15 protein-coding genes are annotated in these 17,170 nt (G+C 55.2%); 12 read left to right on the forward strand and 3 right to left on the reverse strand.

Going from position 1 to position 17,170, the window contains the following annotated elements:
* Positions 1-92 precede the first annotated feature (92 nt).
* From OEU85_RS01220 to OEU85_RS01250, 7 genes are all read left to right on the forward strand, one after another.
* Positions 93-1,160, forward strand: coding sequence for a hypothetical protein (locus OEU85_RS01220; RefSeq protein ID WP_262689610.1), 1,068 nt, complete (start codon positions 93-95; stop codon positions 1,158-1,160).
* Between the two features lie 31 nt (positions 1,161-1,191).
* Positions 1,192-2,901, forward strand: coding sequence for a long-chain-fatty-acid--CoA ligase (locus OEU85_RS01225; RefSeq protein ID WP_262689611.1), 1,710 nt, complete (start codon positions 1,192-1,194; stop codon positions 2,899-2,901).
* A 42-nt stretch (positions 2,902-2,943) separates the two neighbouring features.
* Positions 2,944-3,702 carry an SDR family NAD(P)-dependent oxidoreductase gene (locus tag OEU85_RS01230; RefSeq protein WP_262689612.1) on the forward strand — a complete coding sequence of 253 codons (759 nt, stop codon included), beginning with the start codon at positions 2,944-2,946 and terminating at the stop codon, positions 3,700-3,702.
* 93 nt (positions 3,703-3,795) lie between these two features.
* Positions 3,796-5,565, forward strand: a complete 1,770-nt coding sequence (locus OEU85_RS01235; protein ID WP_262689613.1) for an ATP-binding protein — start codon at positions 3,796-3,798, stop codon at positions 5,563-5,565.
* 137 nt (positions 5,566-5,702) lie between these two features.
* Entirely contained in the window at positions 5,703-5,990 is a 288-nt protein-coding gene (locus OEU85_RS01240; RefSeq protein ID WP_262689614.1) for a hypothetical protein, read from the forward strand.
* Between the two features lie 92 nt (positions 5,991-6,082).
* Entirely contained in the window at positions 6,083-6,376 is a 294-nt protein-coding gene (locus OEU85_RS01245) for a hypothetical protein (RefSeq protein WP_262689615.1), read from the forward strand.
* A gap of 72 nt (positions 6,377-6,448) precedes the next feature.
* Entirely contained in the window at positions 6,449-8,602 is a 2,154-nt protein-coding gene (locus OEU85_RS01250; RefSeq protein WP_262689616.1) for a TonB-dependent receptor, read from the forward strand.
* Between the two features lie 73 nt (positions 8,603-8,675).
* Here the strand turns inward: OEU85_RS01250 and OEU85_RS01255 are convergent, their stop codons facing one another.
* On the reverse strand, positions 8,676-9,662 hold the full coding sequence (locus OEU85_RS01255) for an isoaspartyl peptidase/L-asparaginase family protein (protein WP_262689618.1): 987 nt from the start codon (positions 9,660-9,662) through the stop codon (positions 8,676-8,678).
* 177 nt (positions 9,663-9,839) lie between these two features.
* On the opposite strand from OEU85_RS01255, the gene OEU85_RS01260 reads away from it, so the two are divergent.
* Together OEU85_RS01260 and OEU85_RS01265 are read left to right on the forward strand one after the other, a co-directional pair.
* The gene (locus OEU85_RS01260; protein ID WP_262689619.1) at positions 9,840-11,633 is read left to right on the forward strand and encodes a DUF885 domain-containing protein; all 1,794 of its coding nucleotides are present in this window, start codon (positions 9,840-9,842) and stop codon (positions 11,631-11,633) included.
* A gap of 178 nt (positions 11,634-11,811) precedes the next feature.
* Complete coding sequence (locus OEU85_RS01265; RefSeq protein ID WP_262689620.1) at positions 11,812-12,813, forward strand: cysteine synthase A; 1,002 nt, start codon at positions 11,812-11,814, stop codon at positions 12,811-12,813.
* On the opposite strand, the gene OEU85_RS01270 is transcribed toward OEU85_RS01265, so the two are convergent.
* Entirely contained in the window at positions 12,810-13,283 is a 474-nt protein-coding gene (locus OEU85_RS01270) for an Lrp/AsnC family transcriptional regulator (protein WP_262689621.1), read from the reverse strand. The genes OEU85_RS01265 and OEU85_RS01270 overlap by 4 nt on opposite strands.
* Before the next feature lie 173 nt (positions 13,284-13,456).
* Between OEU85_RS01270 and ald the strand changes: the two genes are divergently transcribed.
* The 3 genes from ald to OEU85_RS01285 are packed head-to-tail and all read left to right on the forward strand — an operon-like array spanning position 13,457 to position 16,649.
* Entirely contained in the window at positions 13,457-14,575 is a 1,119-nt protein-coding gene (ald, locus tag OEU85_RS01275; RefSeq protein WP_262689622.1) for an alanine dehydrogenase, read from the forward strand.
* Positions 14,576-14,599: 24 nt separating this feature from the next.
* Positions 14,600-15,565: an asparaginase gene (locus OEU85_RS01280; RefSeq protein WP_262689623.1), complete on the forward strand. Its 966-nt coding sequence runs from the start codon at positions 14,600-14,602 to the stop codon at positions 15,563-15,565.
* Between the two features lie 49 nt (positions 15,566-15,614).
* Positions 15,615-16,649 carry an EAL domain-containing protein gene (locus OEU85_RS01285; RefSeq protein ID WP_262689624.1) on the forward strand — a complete coding sequence of 345 codons (1,035 nt, stop codon included), beginning with the start codon at positions 15,615-15,617 and terminating at the stop codon, positions 16,647-16,649.
* Positions 16,650-16,653: 4 nt separating this feature from the next.
* Here the strand turns inward: OEU85_RS01285 and OEU85_RS01290 are convergent, their stop codons facing one another.
* Positions 16,654-17,106 carry a MarR family winged helix-turn-helix transcriptional regulator gene (locus tag OEU85_RS01290; RefSeq protein ID WP_262689625.1) on the reverse strand — a complete coding sequence of 151 codons (453 nt, stop codon included), beginning with the start codon at positions 17,104-17,106 and terminating at the stop codon, positions 16,654-16,656.
* Positions 17,107-17,170 lie beyond the last annotated feature (64 nt).

The following is a 17,170-nucleotide window of genomic DNA, read 5'->3' on the forward strand; positions in this document are numbered from 1 at the left end:
CAATTAATAAATTTCTGGACTGGTTGGTCTTGAAAAAGGTGGTAACCCGTATATTTTCCTTCTCAACTACCAGGGTAACGATTGGGAACGATATGCAGTCCCTTAGGCTTATTGCCGGGAAAACAGCGCGCAGACGCATCGAAAAGGAGGGGCTCACACCGTCCCTTGTGCGCATGGTTGTGGGCGCGTCTGGTGGTCCGAAGTGGCTGGTTCTCAGGGGGATGGATCAATTTGTCTTTGGCGACTGGCTTGCGACTGCCTCTCAGTCTGTCGACATGGTTGGCTCGTCGATTGGTGCGTGGCGCATGACCATTGCCAGCCATCCTGACCCAAAAGCCATGCTCAAGCGATTTGAGGACGCGTATTTTACCTATCGGAATGAAGACGGTGCCACGCCAAAGGCCGTAAGCTTGGCGTCCTATAAAATTCTTGAAGAAGTCATGGGGCGCGAGGTATGCGAAGTGATCCTGAATAATGAGCGCCGTAACCTTAATATTGTTGCTGTACGTTGCGAAGGTCCGACGGCCAGCGATACCCGTTTCGTGGAAGGCGCTGGGTTACTGGCTGCGGCTTCTGTCAACGCAATTAGCCGGGCCGCCCTTGGCCGTTTTTTCAAGCGGGCGGTATTCTATTCTGGTGAAAAAGTGGCATGTTCGCCGCTCTGGCAGAATTTTGACCGCATTGACGTAAAGCTCAAGCCCACGTCCTTGCATGATGCGTTGATGGCGTCCGGGTCCATCCCTTTTGCGGTTGATCCGGTACGCAATATTGAGGGCGCGCCAAAGGGGGTATACCGCGACGGCGGGGTGATTGACTACCATTTTGATGTGCCATGGTCCTACGAGGATGGCATTGTGCTCTATCCGCATTTCTACGGACACCTGACGCCTGGCTGGTTTGATAAAACCTATAAAAGACGCCGTGTGGGTGCCACTGCACTTGATCAGCAGCTGATTTTGGCACCAAGTGATGACTTTGTCGCTTCGCTGCCACACGGCCGTATACCTGATAGGAAAAACTTTACTGAAATGAATGATACTGAACGTTGGGCCTATTGGCGCAAGGTGGTGGACGAAAGCTACCGCATGGCTGAGGAGTTTGCGGGGCTGCTTGAAAAACCGGATGAACTGATGAACAGGCTTGAAGCAGTGCCGGAATGATGAATATTTAGTTTTGAGGGTGGGAGACATAATGGAAGGTTCAACAATGGGTCAGGTGAAATTCACCGAAGAGGATATGCTTGCGTCGCATCTGGGCGAAATGGTGGATAAATGTGTCGCCGAACATGGGGATAAGCCTTCCGTAAGCTGCATTTTACCGACGGGACATTTCCACACCCTGAGCTTTGCCGACGTAGGTCGCCTCTCGGATGCTGTTGCGGCTTACCTTCGTGAGGATCTGGGCCTGAAATCAGGGGATGTGGTGGCCATTCAGTGCCCTAATACACTTGCTTATCCGGTGTTGGCGTTTGGTATTTTCAAAGCAGGGCTTGTCGCTACCAATGTGAACCCACTTTATACTACTGACGAGACCAACCACCAGCTCAAGGACAGTGGTGCCAAGGTATGGTTTGTCATTGATGTCTTTGGTGACCGGATCAAACAGTCCATTGATGGCACCGCTGTCGAGCGGGTGTATACCCTGTCGCTTGTCGACCTGTTCCCCAAGCTTCCACAGGCGTTACTGGGCTTTGCCCTCAAGTATGTCAAGAAAGCAGTGCCGCCCCTGAATGCGCCAACAGCGGGCACGCTCGCAAATGTTGTGAAGACCGGCCTCAAGCATATGGCGCGGGGAGTGAGTGTCAGCAAATATCGGCAAGGCCAGGGTCATCAGGACATCGCCATCTTCCAGTATACAGGTGGCACGACCGGTCGCAGTAAGGGAGCGGAGCTTACCCACGGGAATGTGGTGGGGAATATCTCGCAGGCCAATAAGCGCGATGATGGCATTGAACGCGAGGAAAACGAAAGTCTGCTCCTCGTATTGCCGCTATATCATGTCTATGCGCTGGCTGTTGGTATGCTGAACAGCATGTATACAGGCATGCATGTGGTGCTGGTACCCGTGCCACGGCCCCTTGCTAACCTCAAGGTGGTGTTTGAGAAGTTTGATATCACGGTCATGCCGGGCGTGAACACGCTGTATCTTGGCCTGCTACAGGAAGACTGGTTCGTTAAAAACCCGCCGACGACGCTACGTTATTGCTTCTCGGGCGCGGCACCGTTGCAGCCTGCGACGGCCCAGCGCTGGGAAGAGCTGACAGGAGCACCCATTTACGAAGGTTATGGTTTGACTGAAGGCACCTGCGTGGTCTCGTCCATGCCGCTTAATCGCCCGCCAAAACGGGGTACTTGCGGCATTCCAATCCCTGGAACAGAAATTCGTATCGTGGACGACGAGGGTAATGAGTTACCCCAAGGTCAGCCTGGCGAGCTTTGGATTCGCGGCCCGCAAATTATGCGTGGCTATCTCAATAACCCGGACGCAACCTCTACCACCATTGTTGATGGTGGTTGGTTGATGACAGGCGATGTGGCCGTAATGGACGATGAAGGTTACCTTTCGATTGTCGATCGGAAAAAGGATATGGTCATTGTCTCTGGCTTTAACGTTTACCCCACGGATATCGAGGACGTGTTAACCCGCTTTGACCGCGTGGCTGAAGCGGCGGTTGTCGGCGCTCCAGACGGCGAGAGCGGCGAAAAGGTTGTAGCCTATGTTGTGCGCCGTGATGAAAACCTGACCGAGGCGGAAGTGATCGCCCATTGCCGTGAACACCTCACTGGGTATAAGGTTCCCAAAACCATATGTTTTATCAAGGAATTGCCCAAATCTCCGGTCGGCAAGGTCTTGCGCCGGGATCTGAGGGATATGGCGCACGCGGACGCCGCCAAAGCTTAACCTTCTGAGGCGGTAGGAGCGGCAGGGCAGGAAGGATTATCCATGGACCTCGGCCTTAAGGGAAAACGTGTTCTTGTGACAGGCGGTACGCGCGGAATAGGCGCGGCTATTGTGGATTGTTTTCTGCGTGAAGGGGCACGTGTTGCCTTTTGTGCGCGTGACGGGGCGCAGGTCAGCGCGCAGGTTAGGTCACTTCAGGAGGGCGGTTATGATGTAAGTGGTGCTGCGCTGGATGTCGCCGATCCCACAGCTTACGGTAACTGGATCAATGAACGCGCCCAAGCTCTTGGAGGTATAGACGTTTTTATTCCCAACGTCAGTGGTGGCTCCTTGGCGGGGGAAGAGGGTTGGAAGCGCGCTTTTGACGTAGACCTGATGGCAACGGTCAGGGGCTGTGATCATGTTTTGCCACATATGGCCACGTCCGGGGATGGTGCTATCGTTGTCATCGCCAGCATCGCTGGGCTTGAGGATTTTGGTAGCCCCGGGGCGTATAACACCATTAAGGCGGGGCTCGTGGCGTACGCCAGCCAGCTTGGTGCCGCTGGGGCGCCGCACGGCATTCGCGTTAATTGTGTTTCGCCCGGTCCGATCCATGTTCCTGACGGCTTTTGGGGCGGCATAGAACGCGAACAGCCGGACGCCTATAGCGCAACAGTGCAGCGTCAGCCGTTTGGCCGCCTGGGTCTGCCGGAAGAAGTTGCCAACGGTGTGGTATTTCTTGCAAGTCCGGCTGCCAAATGGATCACCCGCACGAACCTAATTGTCGATGGCGGCTTCACGAAACGGGTTCAGTTTTAGATGGAGACCGCATCTGTTGGTTGCCTAAAAGCGCGCAACAAAGTACCCTTTTCCTTTGATATTCCAGCCGGGCCATCAAGTTGCTGAGAACATATGCCGAAAGTGCTTAAAGCGTTACCTTGGATTTTGGGGCTTACTGCAGCCGGCGGCGCTGTTGTGCCACTTACGTTGACACCCGGCGCACCTGTCACCTTTTTGCCCATTCTGGCTGCCGGTTTTCTAGGCGGTATAGCGGGCGTGGCCCTTCAGATTACACTTGAGCGGCGCCTAGTGAAGCCTGCGGAAGCTTTTATCGAAAGTGTGCAGTCAGCGGTGCTTACCGGGCAGCCACTGGATGAAGAGGCGGAGCTTGCCCTTGAAGGTCGGGATGATCTCGTCAGCGTGTTGACGCACCTGAGGCGCGCGGCGGACAATACCCGTGCCCGGCTCGCAGAATTTTCCGAGGTTGAATATAACCTTCAGCAGGTTGTTCAAGATAAACGCCGTAACGAGGCGGTGTTGAAGGAACAGCGGGAAGCATTCGCCAAGCTCGCGAATGAACTTTCAAAGGCGCGCGATGCGGCTGAATCGGCGAACGTCGCCAAATCGGAATTTCTTGCAACAATGAGCCACGAGATCAGGACACCGCTCAACGGCGTCATCGGTATGATCGACCTGTTGCTGGATACGGAGCTTGATGAAAACCAGTATCATTTCGCTGTTACGCTGCAGCAATCTGCGCAGACCCTGCTGACGGTGATCAATGACATACTTGACATATCCAAACTGGAAGCCGGCAAGGTCGAACTGGAAAACCAGGGCACAAGGCTTGAAAAAATTATCTCTGACACCGCGCATTTCCTCGAACCTAAAGCGACGGAAAAAGGCCTCAGCGTCACGTGGCAATGTGACAAAAATTTACCAGCTGTCATCTTTTCCGACCCGACACGCTTGCGGCAGATTTTGTTTAACCTTGTCGGTAACGCGCTAAAGTTTACCGAGAACGGTGGCGTTATTATCCGTGCGGAGCAGGAAAGCAAAGAGGGTTCGAACCTTCGGGTCAAGGTGTCTGTTATCGATACAGGCATTGGCATCAGCAAGGAAGCGCAGCGCAAGCTGTTTCAGAAATTTACCCAGGCCGATGCCTCTACGACGCGCCGCTTCGGTGGTACGGGGCTTGGTCTTGCCATTTGTAAACAGCTCTGTGTCCTGCTGGGTGGAGAAATCGGCGTTGATAGCGATGAGGGGGAGGGGGCGACGTTCTGGTTCACCTTTGCATGCACGGAAGGTAACGAGGCCGACTTCGTGGATGAACATGCTTTTGATCCACGGGCCACAGTGATGGATGCAGAGGCCCGTCGCAAACTCAAGATACTGGTGGCGGATGATAATCTGATCAATCAGCGAATTTTGGCTAATATGCTCGGGAAACTCGGGCATGACCTGACCGCGGTTGAGAATGGCGCGCAGGCGTGTAGCTTGGTGGAAGAGCGGGACTTTGATCTGATCCTGATGGATATCCAGATGCCTGTTCTTGGCGGTATTGATGCCACGAAATGGATTCGTGCCATGGACGGTGACATGGCAAATGTGCCCATCGTCGGCTGTACCGCAGATGCGTTCCCGGAGCAGCTTGAGCGTTTCAAGCAGGCGGGTATGGAGGACGTGGTCACGAAGCCGATCAACCGTCGCCAATTGTTGCTTGTTATCAATCAGGTTCTGGCTGAGGAAATACACGGCACCAGCAGCGAAGCGGGGCAGCCCCCGCAGTATCAGCCTGCACATGAAGCAGAAAATATTCGTCCTGTGACCGCTGACGGCCACGCGCCGCAGGAAAAGAGGCCTGCAGACCCCTTGGATGCCTTGCTGCAGGAACTCGGTTAATCGTTCCAACAGAACAATTCGTCGTACATGTGCTTGATGGGTGCTATAGTATAGCGTAGGCAGGTGGTTACCGGGCTGTGGTTTTCATATGCCGATAAAATGGAACTGGGATGACCTTTAGCGCGACATATCAACGAGTGGCTAGCGCAAGGCTTTTGCCTTGGCTGATCGTTGTGTTTGTCGCTGCGCAAATCATGGCAACGGCCCATGCGTCTGCCTATGGCAGCAGCAAACATCTGCATGACGGCCATCCCTGTATCATCTCGACGGCCTGCAAACATTTGTCCGACGCTGATCTGGCCAAGCCGGGGCCTGTGATAGAGCCACCGGTGTGGCATGAATTTCATGAAGCGCTGCTTGGTGCCGCTGCTGTTGTTGCGACAGTCCGCATCGAAGCTATTCGCGGCCCACCCCCCACTCACTAGATACATAGCCCGCTGTTGTGCGGGCTTTATCGACGTCTGCCCGAATTTGTGCGGCAGTCGTCGCAATGTTCATGTGATTGAAGGGGGATATCGTGATCAAGGTCACGCATATTCAAAAACCAATAAGGGTATTTGCAGCGCTTATCTATATCGCGTTGCAGTCGGCCAGTGCTGTCCACGCTACGGGCCATGACGCGGATAGCCCTGTTGATACAAGTTGCATGCTCTGCAAGTTCGCGGACCATGCTCTTGCTGTTGCGCCCGGGGAAGCAGGGGTATCACTTCCGCTGAATGAAGGCAGTACCGAGGTGCCAGCCTATGTGGCAGCATCTTACGCCGTGTCGCGTTCACGGCACGTTATCCGGGGGCCACCTGAATTTTCCTGATTCCAGATAATGCGGCGCCGCATCAGGTGCCTGAGACAAATCTACCCATCAGGGAAACAGGAAACGAAAATCATGTTTGGTAATTATTCTTACGCGGTAAAAAGAAAGATGGCGCTATACACCTCTGCCTCGCTGCTGGTGGTCGCAGCCGCGCCACACGTCGCTCATGCTGAAGCACCGCCTGAAGAAAGGCTCGAAGAAATTGTTGTCTCCGGGGCCTATGAGGGCCGCAAGCTTGGAGAAACCATCCTTGGCGCGACTGTGATGCGCAAGGAAGATATCATGCGCCAGCTCGATGGCTCGCTCGGTGAAACACTCAAGCACCAGCCGGGCATGTCGTCCACCTTCTTTGGCCCGGGTGCCAGTCGCCCGATCATTCGGGGCCTTGGCGGTGACCGCATCAGGGTGCTCGACGCCGGTATCGGCTCAATTGATGCTTCCAGCACCAGCCCCGACCATGCTGTCGCGGTTGAGCCTGCGCTGGCAGAGCGGATCGAGATATTACGCGGCACTGCCATGCTGATGTACGGCAGTTCCGCCGCAGGTGGTGTCGTTAACGTGTTTGACGGCCGTATACCCACGTATGTGCCTGAAGACGACGTGGAGGGTGGTTTCCGCTATAGCCACAGCACGGTTGATGACGGGGACGAAGTGACGGGTGCGGTGAATGCGCGTGTTGCCAGCCTCGGCAGTACAGACCTCGTGGTGCACGGTGATGCCATGTACCGCAAAACGGATGACTATAAAATCCCCGGCTTTTCCGAGTCCGCCGCTTTTCGGGCCCTCGAGGAAGCTGAGCACGAAGGCGAGGATGAAGAGCTGGAGGAAGAACACGAAGAAACCTTTGGTATCGCTGAAAATACCGCGACCGAGACAAAAGGCGGCTCCGTGGGGGCAAGTATGGTGTTCGACAATGGCTTCATCGGCATGAACGTGCGCAAGCTTGACAGCCAGTACGGTGTGCCGGGCCATAGCCATGCGCACGAAGAAGAGGACGGCGCGGCTGGAGAAGAAGGCCATGCGGGTGAAGAGGAGTTTGTGTCCATTGATCTCGATCAGGTTCGTTTTGATCTGAACGGCGAGATAGAGACTGATCTAGGCTGGTTCAGAAAAGCCAAAATGCGCTTTGCCTATGCCGACTATAAGCACACAGAGCTGGAAGGCGAGAAAATCGGTACGGTTTTCAAGAACAAGGGCTGGGAAGGCCGCCTCGACTTGGCGGAAAAGGGTGGTGAGACGTGGAAAGGCTCCACGGGATTCCAGGTCAAGAGGCGCGATTTTTCCGCGATCGGAGATGAAGCTTTTGTACCCGCAACCGTGGGGACTCAGGCAGGCATTTATACGGTGAAGGATTTCACGCTCGGCCGGTGGCAACTGGATGTCGGCGGGCGGTACGAACACACCAAATATGAAGTGGATGCAAACCCTGCCGATGACCGTTCCTTTGACGGTTTCAGCCTTTCGGCGGGGGCTGGTTATGACCTGACAGACAGTGCCTTTGTCGGGGTATCTGTGTTCAGGACAGAGCGTGCACCCTCGACAGAGGAACTGTTTTCCAATGGCCCGCACCTTGCCACCAACGCGTATGAGCTTGGCGACAAGGAACTTGAACTTGAAACCGCGCTTGGCATCGAAGCAACCTATACCTATTCGACCGAGGCTTTCAGTTTTGTGCTGAATGGATATCTGACCAACTATGATGACTTCATTTATGAGCGGGTGACAGGCGAAGAGGAAGATGGCCTTGAGGTCTTCGCTTTCACGGCAAACGATGCGCGACTTTATGGCTTTGAGGCCAAGGCAGAGTATCATGTCGGCACCTACAAGACCGAAACCGTTGGTGAGATTGACCTTCACGTTGACGCGCAGGCGGACATGGTAAGGGCTGAACTCAAGGGCGTTGCAGGTAACGATAACCTGCCGCGTATTCCGCCGTTCTCCGCGCTCTTTGGTATTGAAGCGCGGGCCGACCTCTTTGATATCCGGACCGAGCTTGAGTATGAAGCCGCACAGAACCGGACAACGGCGCATGAGTTGCCCACAGATGACTATCTGTTATGGAATGCATATCTCACGCTTCGGCCTTTTGATAACAAGGACCTGGCGTTTGAGCTTCGCGGCACTAACCTGGGGAACGTTGAGGCACGCCAGCACACAAGTTTCCTCAAGGACCTCGTGCCGCTGCCTGGACGTAACCTGAAGGTGTCTTTCCGGGCGGCTTTCTAAAATTCGAAACTAAAAAAGGGGAGCAATCATAATAGTTTGCTCCCCTTACTTTATGTGATTATTTGGCTGAAATTCAGTCTTCGTAGATCGCGACTTCAGCTTTCAGTTCGCTGGTGACACGGCCACGGAACATGCCCGGTGTATTGAACGGCATAACAGTATTACCGTCCTTATCTACGGCGATGATGCCGCCGTCTCCACCCATTTTAACCAGTTCGTTCTTCACGATACGGTAGGAGGCTTCCTCAAGCGAGAGGCCCGCATATTCCATCAAGGCGCAGATGTTACGGGCGACGGTTGCACGGATGAAATATTCACCGTGCCCGGTCGCTGATACCGCGCAACTTGCATTGTTCGCATATGTGCCTGCACCGATAATCGGGGCATCGCCGACCCGACCGTGGGACTTGTTAGTCATGCCGCCAGTTGACGTGCCTGCAGCAAGGTTGCCGTTCTTGTCGCGCGCGACAGCGCCCACGGTGCCAAATTTGTAATCACCGTTGGTAATGTCTTCGACGGAGGAATGCGTTTTGCCATCATGGTCCAGAAGCGGACCTTTCTGTTTGACTTTGGCGTCCTGTAACTGGCCCCAGCGGTAGTCGGTGAAAAAATAGGCGTCGTCGGCGCGCTCGATGCCTTGCTCATCTGCAAACTGTTCAGCGCCACTACCTTGCAGCATTACGTGCACAGATTTTTCCATCACCGCGCGGGCGAGGGTAATGGGGTTTTTCACATTGCTGACGCCAGAGACAGCGCCGGCGTTCAGGTCGGAACCATTCATGATGGAGCTATCCATCTCATTCTTGCCCTCAGCCGTGAAGACGGCACCTTTGCCTGCATTGAAGTGTGGCGAATTCTCAAGCACCTGAATGGTTGCGGTGATAGCGTCCAGCGCCGACCCGCCATCTGCTAGGATGGCTTTGCCTGTCGCGAGAGCCTCACCGAGCGTTCCGCGGATTTCAGACTCCAATTCGGGGGTCAGCTTATCGCGCGTGATGGTGCCGGCACCGCCGTGGATCACCAGTGCATATTCGGGTTTTGCATCGTCGGCCTGTGTCATTGATGTCCCCCCGGCCACGGCACAAAGAAATGTCGCAGCGGTCATTGTTTTTCTAAGCCACATAAAGTCCTCCCATTTGACTTGCGCGCAATTGTTCCGCATGAAAGAAATACATTCAAGGACGGATATGAACATTTGTCTGAAAATATCGTGAGTGGGTAAAAGGGGAGGATAGTTATGAATGTCCGTGGCTTGAAGAGGGTGCTTGGAGCCCTTGTGGTTGCCACGCTGGCTTTTGGCGGTGTTGCAACCGCTGCGCCCAGCAAGAAAGAGACGAACGCGCTTTATGTTCTGTTCCAGAAGGAGCGCGACAACCACTATGCTGAACACCCTGGTACCGGGCCGCGTGGCAAGCCACGGCCGGTCGCAGACCGCATGACGGGCGTAACACCAGAAGATGAAGCTCGTCGTGAAGCCGCCAATAAGGCTTTCCTGGTTGAACTTCTTGCTATCAAAAGGGATCGGCTGTCGGAAGATGATCAACTGAACTACGACATGTTCCGCTTCATGATCGAGAGCCGCCTGACGGACGCCAAATATCGCACCTGGCGCATGCCACTATATTCCGACAGCGGTTTCCATACATGGCCGACGCGTATGGGGGCTTCCGTCAATTTCCGAAAGGCGGATGACTACAGGGCCTATATCCGCCGTATGGAGGACCTGCCGCGCTATCTTGAAGAAAATATCGTCAACATGCGTGTCGGGATGGATGAAGGTTTCACTATGCCCAAGGTGGTGTTAGATGGCCTTCTGCCGTCGTTTGCGGCTATCGTGAAGGAAAAGGCGGAAGACAGCACATTCTACGACCCCTTCCGTAAAATGGCCGACAGTGTGGGCGAGGCCGAGCAAGAGGCCCTGCGCTCGGAGGCGAAAGCCGCGATCATGGATACGGTGATGCCAGCCTATGCGGCACTTAATCGCTTCATGAAAGATGAATATTATCCCGCAGCGCGGGAGAGTATCGGCGTGAGCGAAACGCCGGGCGGTGCTGAGTATTACGAAGCCATGGTGCGCTACTATACAACCGTCTCGGACCTGACGGCGGAGAAGGTGCATGAAATCGGTCTTCGTGAAGTCGCCCGTATCCGCTCAGAGATGGAAGAGATCATCGAGGAAGTTGAGTTCGAAGGCAGTTTTGCCGACTTTCTTGAGTTTTTGCGCACGGACGAGCCGTTCTACGCCAAGTCGCCAAAAGAACTCCTGATGCACGCCTCCTATATTGCGAAGAAGATCGACGGCCGCCTGCCGCAGCTTTTTAATACCCTGCCGCGTCAGCCATATGGCGTTGAGCCGGTGCCTGACGTACTCGCCCCCAATTACACCACGGGCCGTTATTCCGGTGCGCCGCTCGATGCACCCCGCGGTGGTTATTACTGGGTGAACACCTATGCGCTCGACAAGCGCCCGCTTTATACCCTGCCGGCGCTCACGCTTCATGAAGCTGTGCCGGGCCACCACCTGCAGATCGCGCTTTCAAAGGAACTTGAGGATGTTCCGGAGTTTCGCCTTGGCATCTATCCACACGCCTTTGGTGAAGGCTGGGGGCTGTACAGCGAACGCCTTGGTCTGGAAATGGATATTTACGAGACGCCTTACGAGCGTTTTGGCCGCCTGACCTATGAAATGTGGCGCGCTTGCCGCCTTGTGGTGGATACCGGCATGCACATGAAGGGCTGGACACGGGCCGAGGCCATCAAGCTGATGGAGGAAAACTCCGCACTATCCACGCACAATATCCGCACAGAAGTGGACCGTTATATTTCCTGGCCGGGTCAGGCGCTTGCCTACAAAATGGGTGAACTGAAGATTGTTGAACTGAGGGAAAAGGCAACAAAAGCGTTGGGGGATCGTTTTGACGTGCGGGCTTTCCATGACGCAGTGCTTTCGTCGGGCGGTTTGCCACTTGACCTTCTTGAAGCGAAAATTGATCGTCTGATCAAAGACGGCTTGCAAGATAAGTCCAACTAAGCCACGGAATATGGAATTTCATACAGGCGCTTCGGCGCCTGTTTTTATTTAAAAGAAAAATTTTCTAGTAAACTTCGAAAATCCGCTTGATCTCGCTCTTGAAATGGCGCAAGGCCATGCCACTTAAGAACCTGCTTCTGAAAAGAGCCCGGCTATGCGGGCGAGAGTGGAGAGACAGATGAGCGAGTATACCGGTGCCTTGGCCGCGATCGGCAACACACCCCTGATCAAGCTGAAATATGCGTCCGAGTTGACCGGTTGCACTATCCTTGGCAAGGCGGAATACGCTAATCCCGGCGGTTCGCTCAAGGACCGCCCCGCGCTCAATATCATCGAGGAAGCCGAGAAGCGCGGCGAGTTGGAGCCGGGTGGCCTGATCGTTGAAGGCACTGCGGGCAACACCGGAATCGGCCTGACGGTTGTCGCCAATGCCAAGGGATACCGCACGCTGATCGTGATGCCGGAAACGCAGTCACAGGAAAAGATTGATACTTTGCGCACTATGGGCGCGAGCCTCAAGCTTGTGCCTGCCGCACCATACTCGAACCCCGGCAACTTCAACCATGTGGCCAAGCGCCTTGCTGAAGACTTGGCGTCATCGGAGGAGCATGGTGTGATCTGGGCCAACCAGTTTGACAATGTGGCCAACCGTGAGGCGCACATCAAAACCACGGCCAAGGAAATCTGGCAGCAGACGGACGGCAAGGTGGACGCCTTTATCACTGCCGTCGGCTCAGGCGGGTCGCTTGTCGGCACCGGTATGGGCCTTAAGGACTTCAACAAGAATGTCGTTGTCGCACTCGCCGACCCGATGGGAGCCGCCATCTATAACTATGTCAAGCACGGTGAACTGAAGGCCGAGGGCAGCTCTATCACAGAAGGCATCGGGCAGGGCCGTATTACCAAAAACCTTGAAGATGCACCAATTGATGAAGCCTTCCAGATCCCGGACGACGAGGCACTACCCATCGCTTTTGACCTGCTGAAAAAGGAAGGCCTCTGTGTCGGCTCGTCCACCGGCATCAATGTGGCCGGGGCTATCCGTCTCGCGCGCCAGATGGGGCCGGGGCACACGATTGTCACGCTCCTGTGCGATAGCGGCCTCCGCTACCAGTCCAAGCTCTTTAACCCTGAATTTTTACGCTCGAAGAATCTGCCCGTGCCGGGATGGCTTGATTAAGTCTGACGATTTCCGAGCGGCAGCCGGGTGCGCTTGAGCACCGTGCGGAGCGCGAAGCTTGAATGGATGCGTGCCACGCCTGGCAGGCGGGTGAGTGTGTTGTGAATGCGCTCATAATCCGGCGCGCCGCCCACGACAACACGGATCATATAGTCCACGTCCCCGCTCATCAGGTAACATTCCATTACCTCCGGCACGCTGCGGACCGATTCTTCAAACTTGCGCAGCTTTTCTTCCTGCTGGTCGACAAGCGATACACGTACAAAAACAGAGCCTGGCAACCCAACAGATGCCGCACTCACATTGGCGGTGTAGTGGGTGATGACACCTTTTTCATCAAGGTTTTTAACCCGCCTCAGGCACGCACTTTCAGACAGGCCGACCTTTTTTGCGAGCTCTACGTTTGATTGTCGACCGTCCTGCTGCAAAGCATCAAGGATCGCACGATCAATCTTATCAATGTTAATCATTCGCAGATTCCTGCGTTAAATTTAAAATTATTAGTCAATTCATGCAAGATACTGCGACAAGCCGCATGTCTTTGCAAGGACATTCCAAGCGCTTTGGCGTAGATTGGGCGCCAATTTCGGGGAGGGTGAACACATCTCCTTTCACGCAAGCACCAGTATCTGAGGAGGGCATAATGCTTGTAGGTGTACCTAAGGAAATCAAGAACCGTGAATATCGTGTGGGCCTGTCGCCTGCCTCCGCGCGTGAACTGATTGAAAACGGCCACGACGTGATCGTACAAAACAACGCCGGTTTTGAAATTGGCTTCACCAATGACATGTATGAAGCTGTTGGCGCAAAGATCATCGACACCGCCGCTGAGGTTTTCGCCAAAGCCGAGATGATCGTGAAGGTCAAGGAGCCTCAGGCGGTTGAGTGCGAAATGCTGCGCGAAGGCCAGATCCTTTACACATACCTGCACCTTGCGCCCGATCCCGCACAAACACAGGGTTTGATCAAGTCCGGCGCGATTGCCATTGCCTATGAGACCGTGACAGACCAGTTTGGCGGGCTGCCGCTGCTTGCGCCGATGTCTGAGGTTGCCGGTCGCATGTCCATTCAGGCTGGTGCACATGCGCTGGAGATGAGCCAAGGCGGCCGCGGCATGTTGCTTGGCGGTGTACCGGGCGTGGCGCCTGCTAAAGTAACCGTGATCGGTGGCGGCGTTGTGGGTACAAATGCGGCACGCATGGCCGTTGGCATGGGGGCTGATGTCACCATCCTCGACCGGTCAATCCGCCGTATGCAGCAGCTCGACGATATCTTCAAAGGCCAGGTGAAGACGGTTTTTTCCACCAATGACGCGGTTGAAGAGCATGTCCTGGCATCTGATCTTGTCGTCGGCGCTGTCCTGATCCCAGGTGCCGCGGCACCAAAACTGGTGAACCGTGAGCAGATCGGCAAGATGATGCGCGGCTCGGTACTGGTGGATGTCGCTATCGACCAGGGTGGCTGTTTTGCAACCTCCAAGGCGACGACACATGAAAACCCGACCTATATCGTTGACGAAGTGGTGCACTACTGTGTCGCCAACATGCCAGGCGGTGTTGCGCGTACGTCCACGCTGGCGCTCAATAACGCGACGCTGCGTCATGCACTGGCTATCGCCAACAAAGGCTGGAAAAAAGCGCTGGCGGACGACAAGCACCTTCTGGAAGGCCTTAACGTCATTGAAGGCAAGATCACTTATGAAGCCGTCGCCCGCGACCAGAATTTGAATTACGTTCCGGCGCTGGAAGCTATTGGCGCGTAACGTAAACTAGGCTACAAGGCGGGCATGGAAAAAAAGCCCGTCATTCAGGTTTTCGCCCTCGGCGGAACCATCGCGATGACCCCCGGCGACAGGTCGGGGGTCACACCGACTTTATCAGCCGCCGAGCTTGTCCGCGCCGTGCCGGACCTTGTTGAAATGGCTGAATTTCGCGCTGAAACCCTTGTGCAAAAGGGCAGCGCCAACCTCACCTGTGACTTGATATCTGACCTGTGTAACCGTGCTGAAGCCTCAGACGCGGATGCGGTTATTGTCACCCAGGGGACAGACTCGATGGAAGAAACCTCATTCCTCGCCAGCCTTGTCTACAAGGGGGACCGGCCGCTCATCTTCACCGGTGCCATGCGTACGCCAAACCAGCCGGGGGCCGACGGCCCGGCAAACCTGCTTGATGCGGTGCGCGCCGCGCTCAGTGCACCCGCGGGCAGTGTCAGCCTCGTGATGAACGGTGAAGTGCATGACCCCTGGTGTGTGGCCAAGGAACATACCTCCACACTGCAGGCGTTTTCATCAGAGCAGGGGCCGGTTGCCGTTGTTTCCGAAGGTCATGTTTATTGGCGCCGCGCCGCACGCAAGGGGCATGGCCTGAAGGCGACGTCGCTCGCGCCGGTTGCTCTTGTGGGTGCGGTGCTGGATGACGACGGACGCATGCTCGATATGCTGCCATCCCTTGGGTACAAAGCTGTGGTGATTGAGGCGTATGGCGCAGGCCATCTGTCGGAGTTATGGGCCTGCAAAGCTGAAAAGTTGGCCGCCGAGATGCCTGTTATTCTGGCCAGTCGCACCCGTGGTGGGCGGGTATTTGAGGCTACCTATGGATACAAGGGTGCCGAGATAGACCTCATTGCCCGTGGCCTCGTCCCGGCGGGAGGATTGCGTGGCAGGAAAGCTCGCCTTTTGCTTTCTCTTTTGCTTGTCAGCGATAAGGCGAACTGGAAACAAACCTTTACGGCTGTGGGAAAAAGTGTTTGAGTGCTAAAAAATGGTGCTGAACAATTCAGACAGCTTGAGGGGTCGAGCGTTGCCTGACGAATCTTTATATCCGCATGTAACCGGTATCGGCCATGCGTTTTTCTGGTGTGCAAACGATGATGTTGCCACCAAGGTGCGCACATCCTTGGTTGATGCTGAGATCATCGAGGTGCCGCTTGGCGAGCCTGAGGTCATCTGTTTCCTGTCGGATGACATGGAAAGCCTTCTGCCCATTCTTGAACCCAGATTGTCCGTTGAGGAGCGCCGAGCCGTGCGTGCGCTTCTGTCCGGAAGCGCCCGACCCGGCCTCAGGGAATTTGGCGCCATGCAGTCGCTGCAGGAACTTGGACTCAAGTTGTCGGCGCGCTGGCTGGGCGATATGTTGGCCGACCGGCGCTACAAGTCGCTGCTGCAGCCGATTGTTTCTGCCGAGGACCATGGCGACGTTCTGGGGTATGAGTTCCTGATCCGTGGTCTGCACACGGACGGCGTTGAAATACCGGCGCCGGTGCTCTTTGAGACCGCGGAAGACGCGGGCATGCTCTATGCGCTTGACCTTGCGGCGGGCGAAAGTGCCCTCCGGACAGCCAAGCGCTTCGACCTCAAGGAAAATGTGTTCGTGAACGTGCTGCCGTTCAGTGTGGACAGCGAAGAGGGGCTGAATAACTGGCTGAAAACAGTGCTGGGGGAGACGAACCTCCCGCATGAGCAACTGGTTTTCGAGATTGTTGAAAGCCAGCAGTTCCCGGATTTTGAAACGCTGCAACGGCTGGTTTCCCGTCTCAAGGATCATGGCATCCGCATTGCGCTTGATGATTTTGGTACCGGCTTCAACAACCTTGCCACCATCACCCAAATCCAGCCGGACTTTATCAAGCTTGATAAGTCGCTGACCCGCGACCTGCTTGAAGATGGCCGCAAATGGACTCTGGTGGCGAATATTGTCGATTCAGCCAAGCAGTCGAATATCAAGGTGATTGCGGAAGGGGTGGAAGATAAAAAAACCGCCCGCATGCTCGAGAGCGCGGGCGTGGATTTCCTGCAGGGCTACCTGTTTGGCTATCCGGCCGACAACCCACTTTAAGCCATCAGGTGTGTAGCTGAATGTCCTCAAGCTTGTCGAGGAGGGACATCAGAGCAAGTTTCTCAGGTTCGCTGAGCTTATCTAAAATGCGGCTTTCGTAACCAAGGGCGATCGGGATCACCTCGTGGTAAATCTTGGCACCTTCTTCTGAGAGGGCGAGCACCGAGCGGCGCTTGTCCTCGGGCGAGAAATGACGCTCCAGCCTGCCAGCATCCAATAGCTTGTTCACCGCGCGGGAGACGGCAACCTTATCCATGGCAGTACGCTCGGCTACTTGTGCGGCCGATAGGTCAGGCTCGCCCCCCAGCACCGCCATCACGCGCCATTCGGGCAGGCTAAGCTGGAACTGCTCTTCATAACCATCGGCAATTGCCCGGCTGATGCGGTTTGAGAGAACCGAAAGTCGGTACGGTAGGAATTCGCCCAAATGCAGCGTATCGTCACTTTTTTTCATCATTACCCCGTTTACGCCCCTTGCAATTAGTTACGGATGAAACTAATATGGCGTCAAATATAAATCG

It is taken from the genome of Kordiimonas aestuarii (assembly GCF_025574465.1).
In the GTDB taxonomy this organism is placed as follows: Bacteria; Pseudomonadota; Alphaproteobacteria; order Sphingomonadales; family Kordiimonadaceae; genus Kordiimonas; species Kordiimonas aestuarii.

Coding starts and splice junctions, on each gene's coding strand:
- OEU85_RS01220 (WP_262689610.1), top strand. CDS start 93: ATGCAGTCCCTTAGGCTTATTGCCGGGAAAACAGCGCGCAGACGCATC.
- OEU85_RS01225 (WP_262689611.1), top strand. CDS start 1,192: ATGGAAGGTTCAACAATGGGTCAGGTGAAATTCACCGAAGAGGATATG.
- OEU85_RS01230 (WP_262689612.1), top strand. CDS start 2,944: ATGGACCTCGGCCTTAAGGGAAAACGTGTTCTTGTGACAGGCGGTACG.
- OEU85_RS01235 (WP_262689613.1), top strand. CDS start 3,796: ATGCCGAAAGTGCTTAAAGCGTTACCTTGGATTTTGGGGCTTACTGCA.
- OEU85_RS01250 (WP_262689616.1), top strand. CDS start 6,449: ATGTTTGGTAATTATTCTTACGCGGTAAAAAGAAAGATGGCGCTATAC.
- OEU85_RS01255 (WP_262689618.1), bottom strand. CDS start 9,662: ATGACACAGGCCGACGATGCAAAACCCGAATATGCACTGGTGATCCAC.
- OEU85_RS01260 (WP_262689619.1), top strand. CDS start 9,840: ATGAATGTCCGTGGCTTGAAGAGGGTGCTTGGAGCCCTTGTGGTTGCC.
- OEU85_RS01265 (WP_262689620.1), top strand. CDS start 11,812: ATGAGCGAGTATACCGGTGCCTTGGCCGCGATCGGCAACACACCCCTG.
- OEU85_RS01270 (WP_262689621.1), bottom strand. CDS start 13,283: ATGATTAACATTGATAAGATTGATCGTGCGATCCTTGATGCTTTGCAG.
- ald (WP_262689622.1), top strand. CDS start 13,457: ATGCTTGTAGGTGTACCTAAGGAAATCAAGAACCGTGAATATCGTGTG.
- OEU85_RS01280 (WP_262689623.1), top strand. CDS start 14,600: ATGGAAAAAAAGCCCGTCATTCAGGTTTTCGCCCTCGGCGGAACCATC.
- OEU85_RS01290 (WP_262689625.1), bottom strand. CDS start 17,106: ATGATGAAAAAAAGTGACGATACGCTGCATTTGGGCGAATTCCTACCG.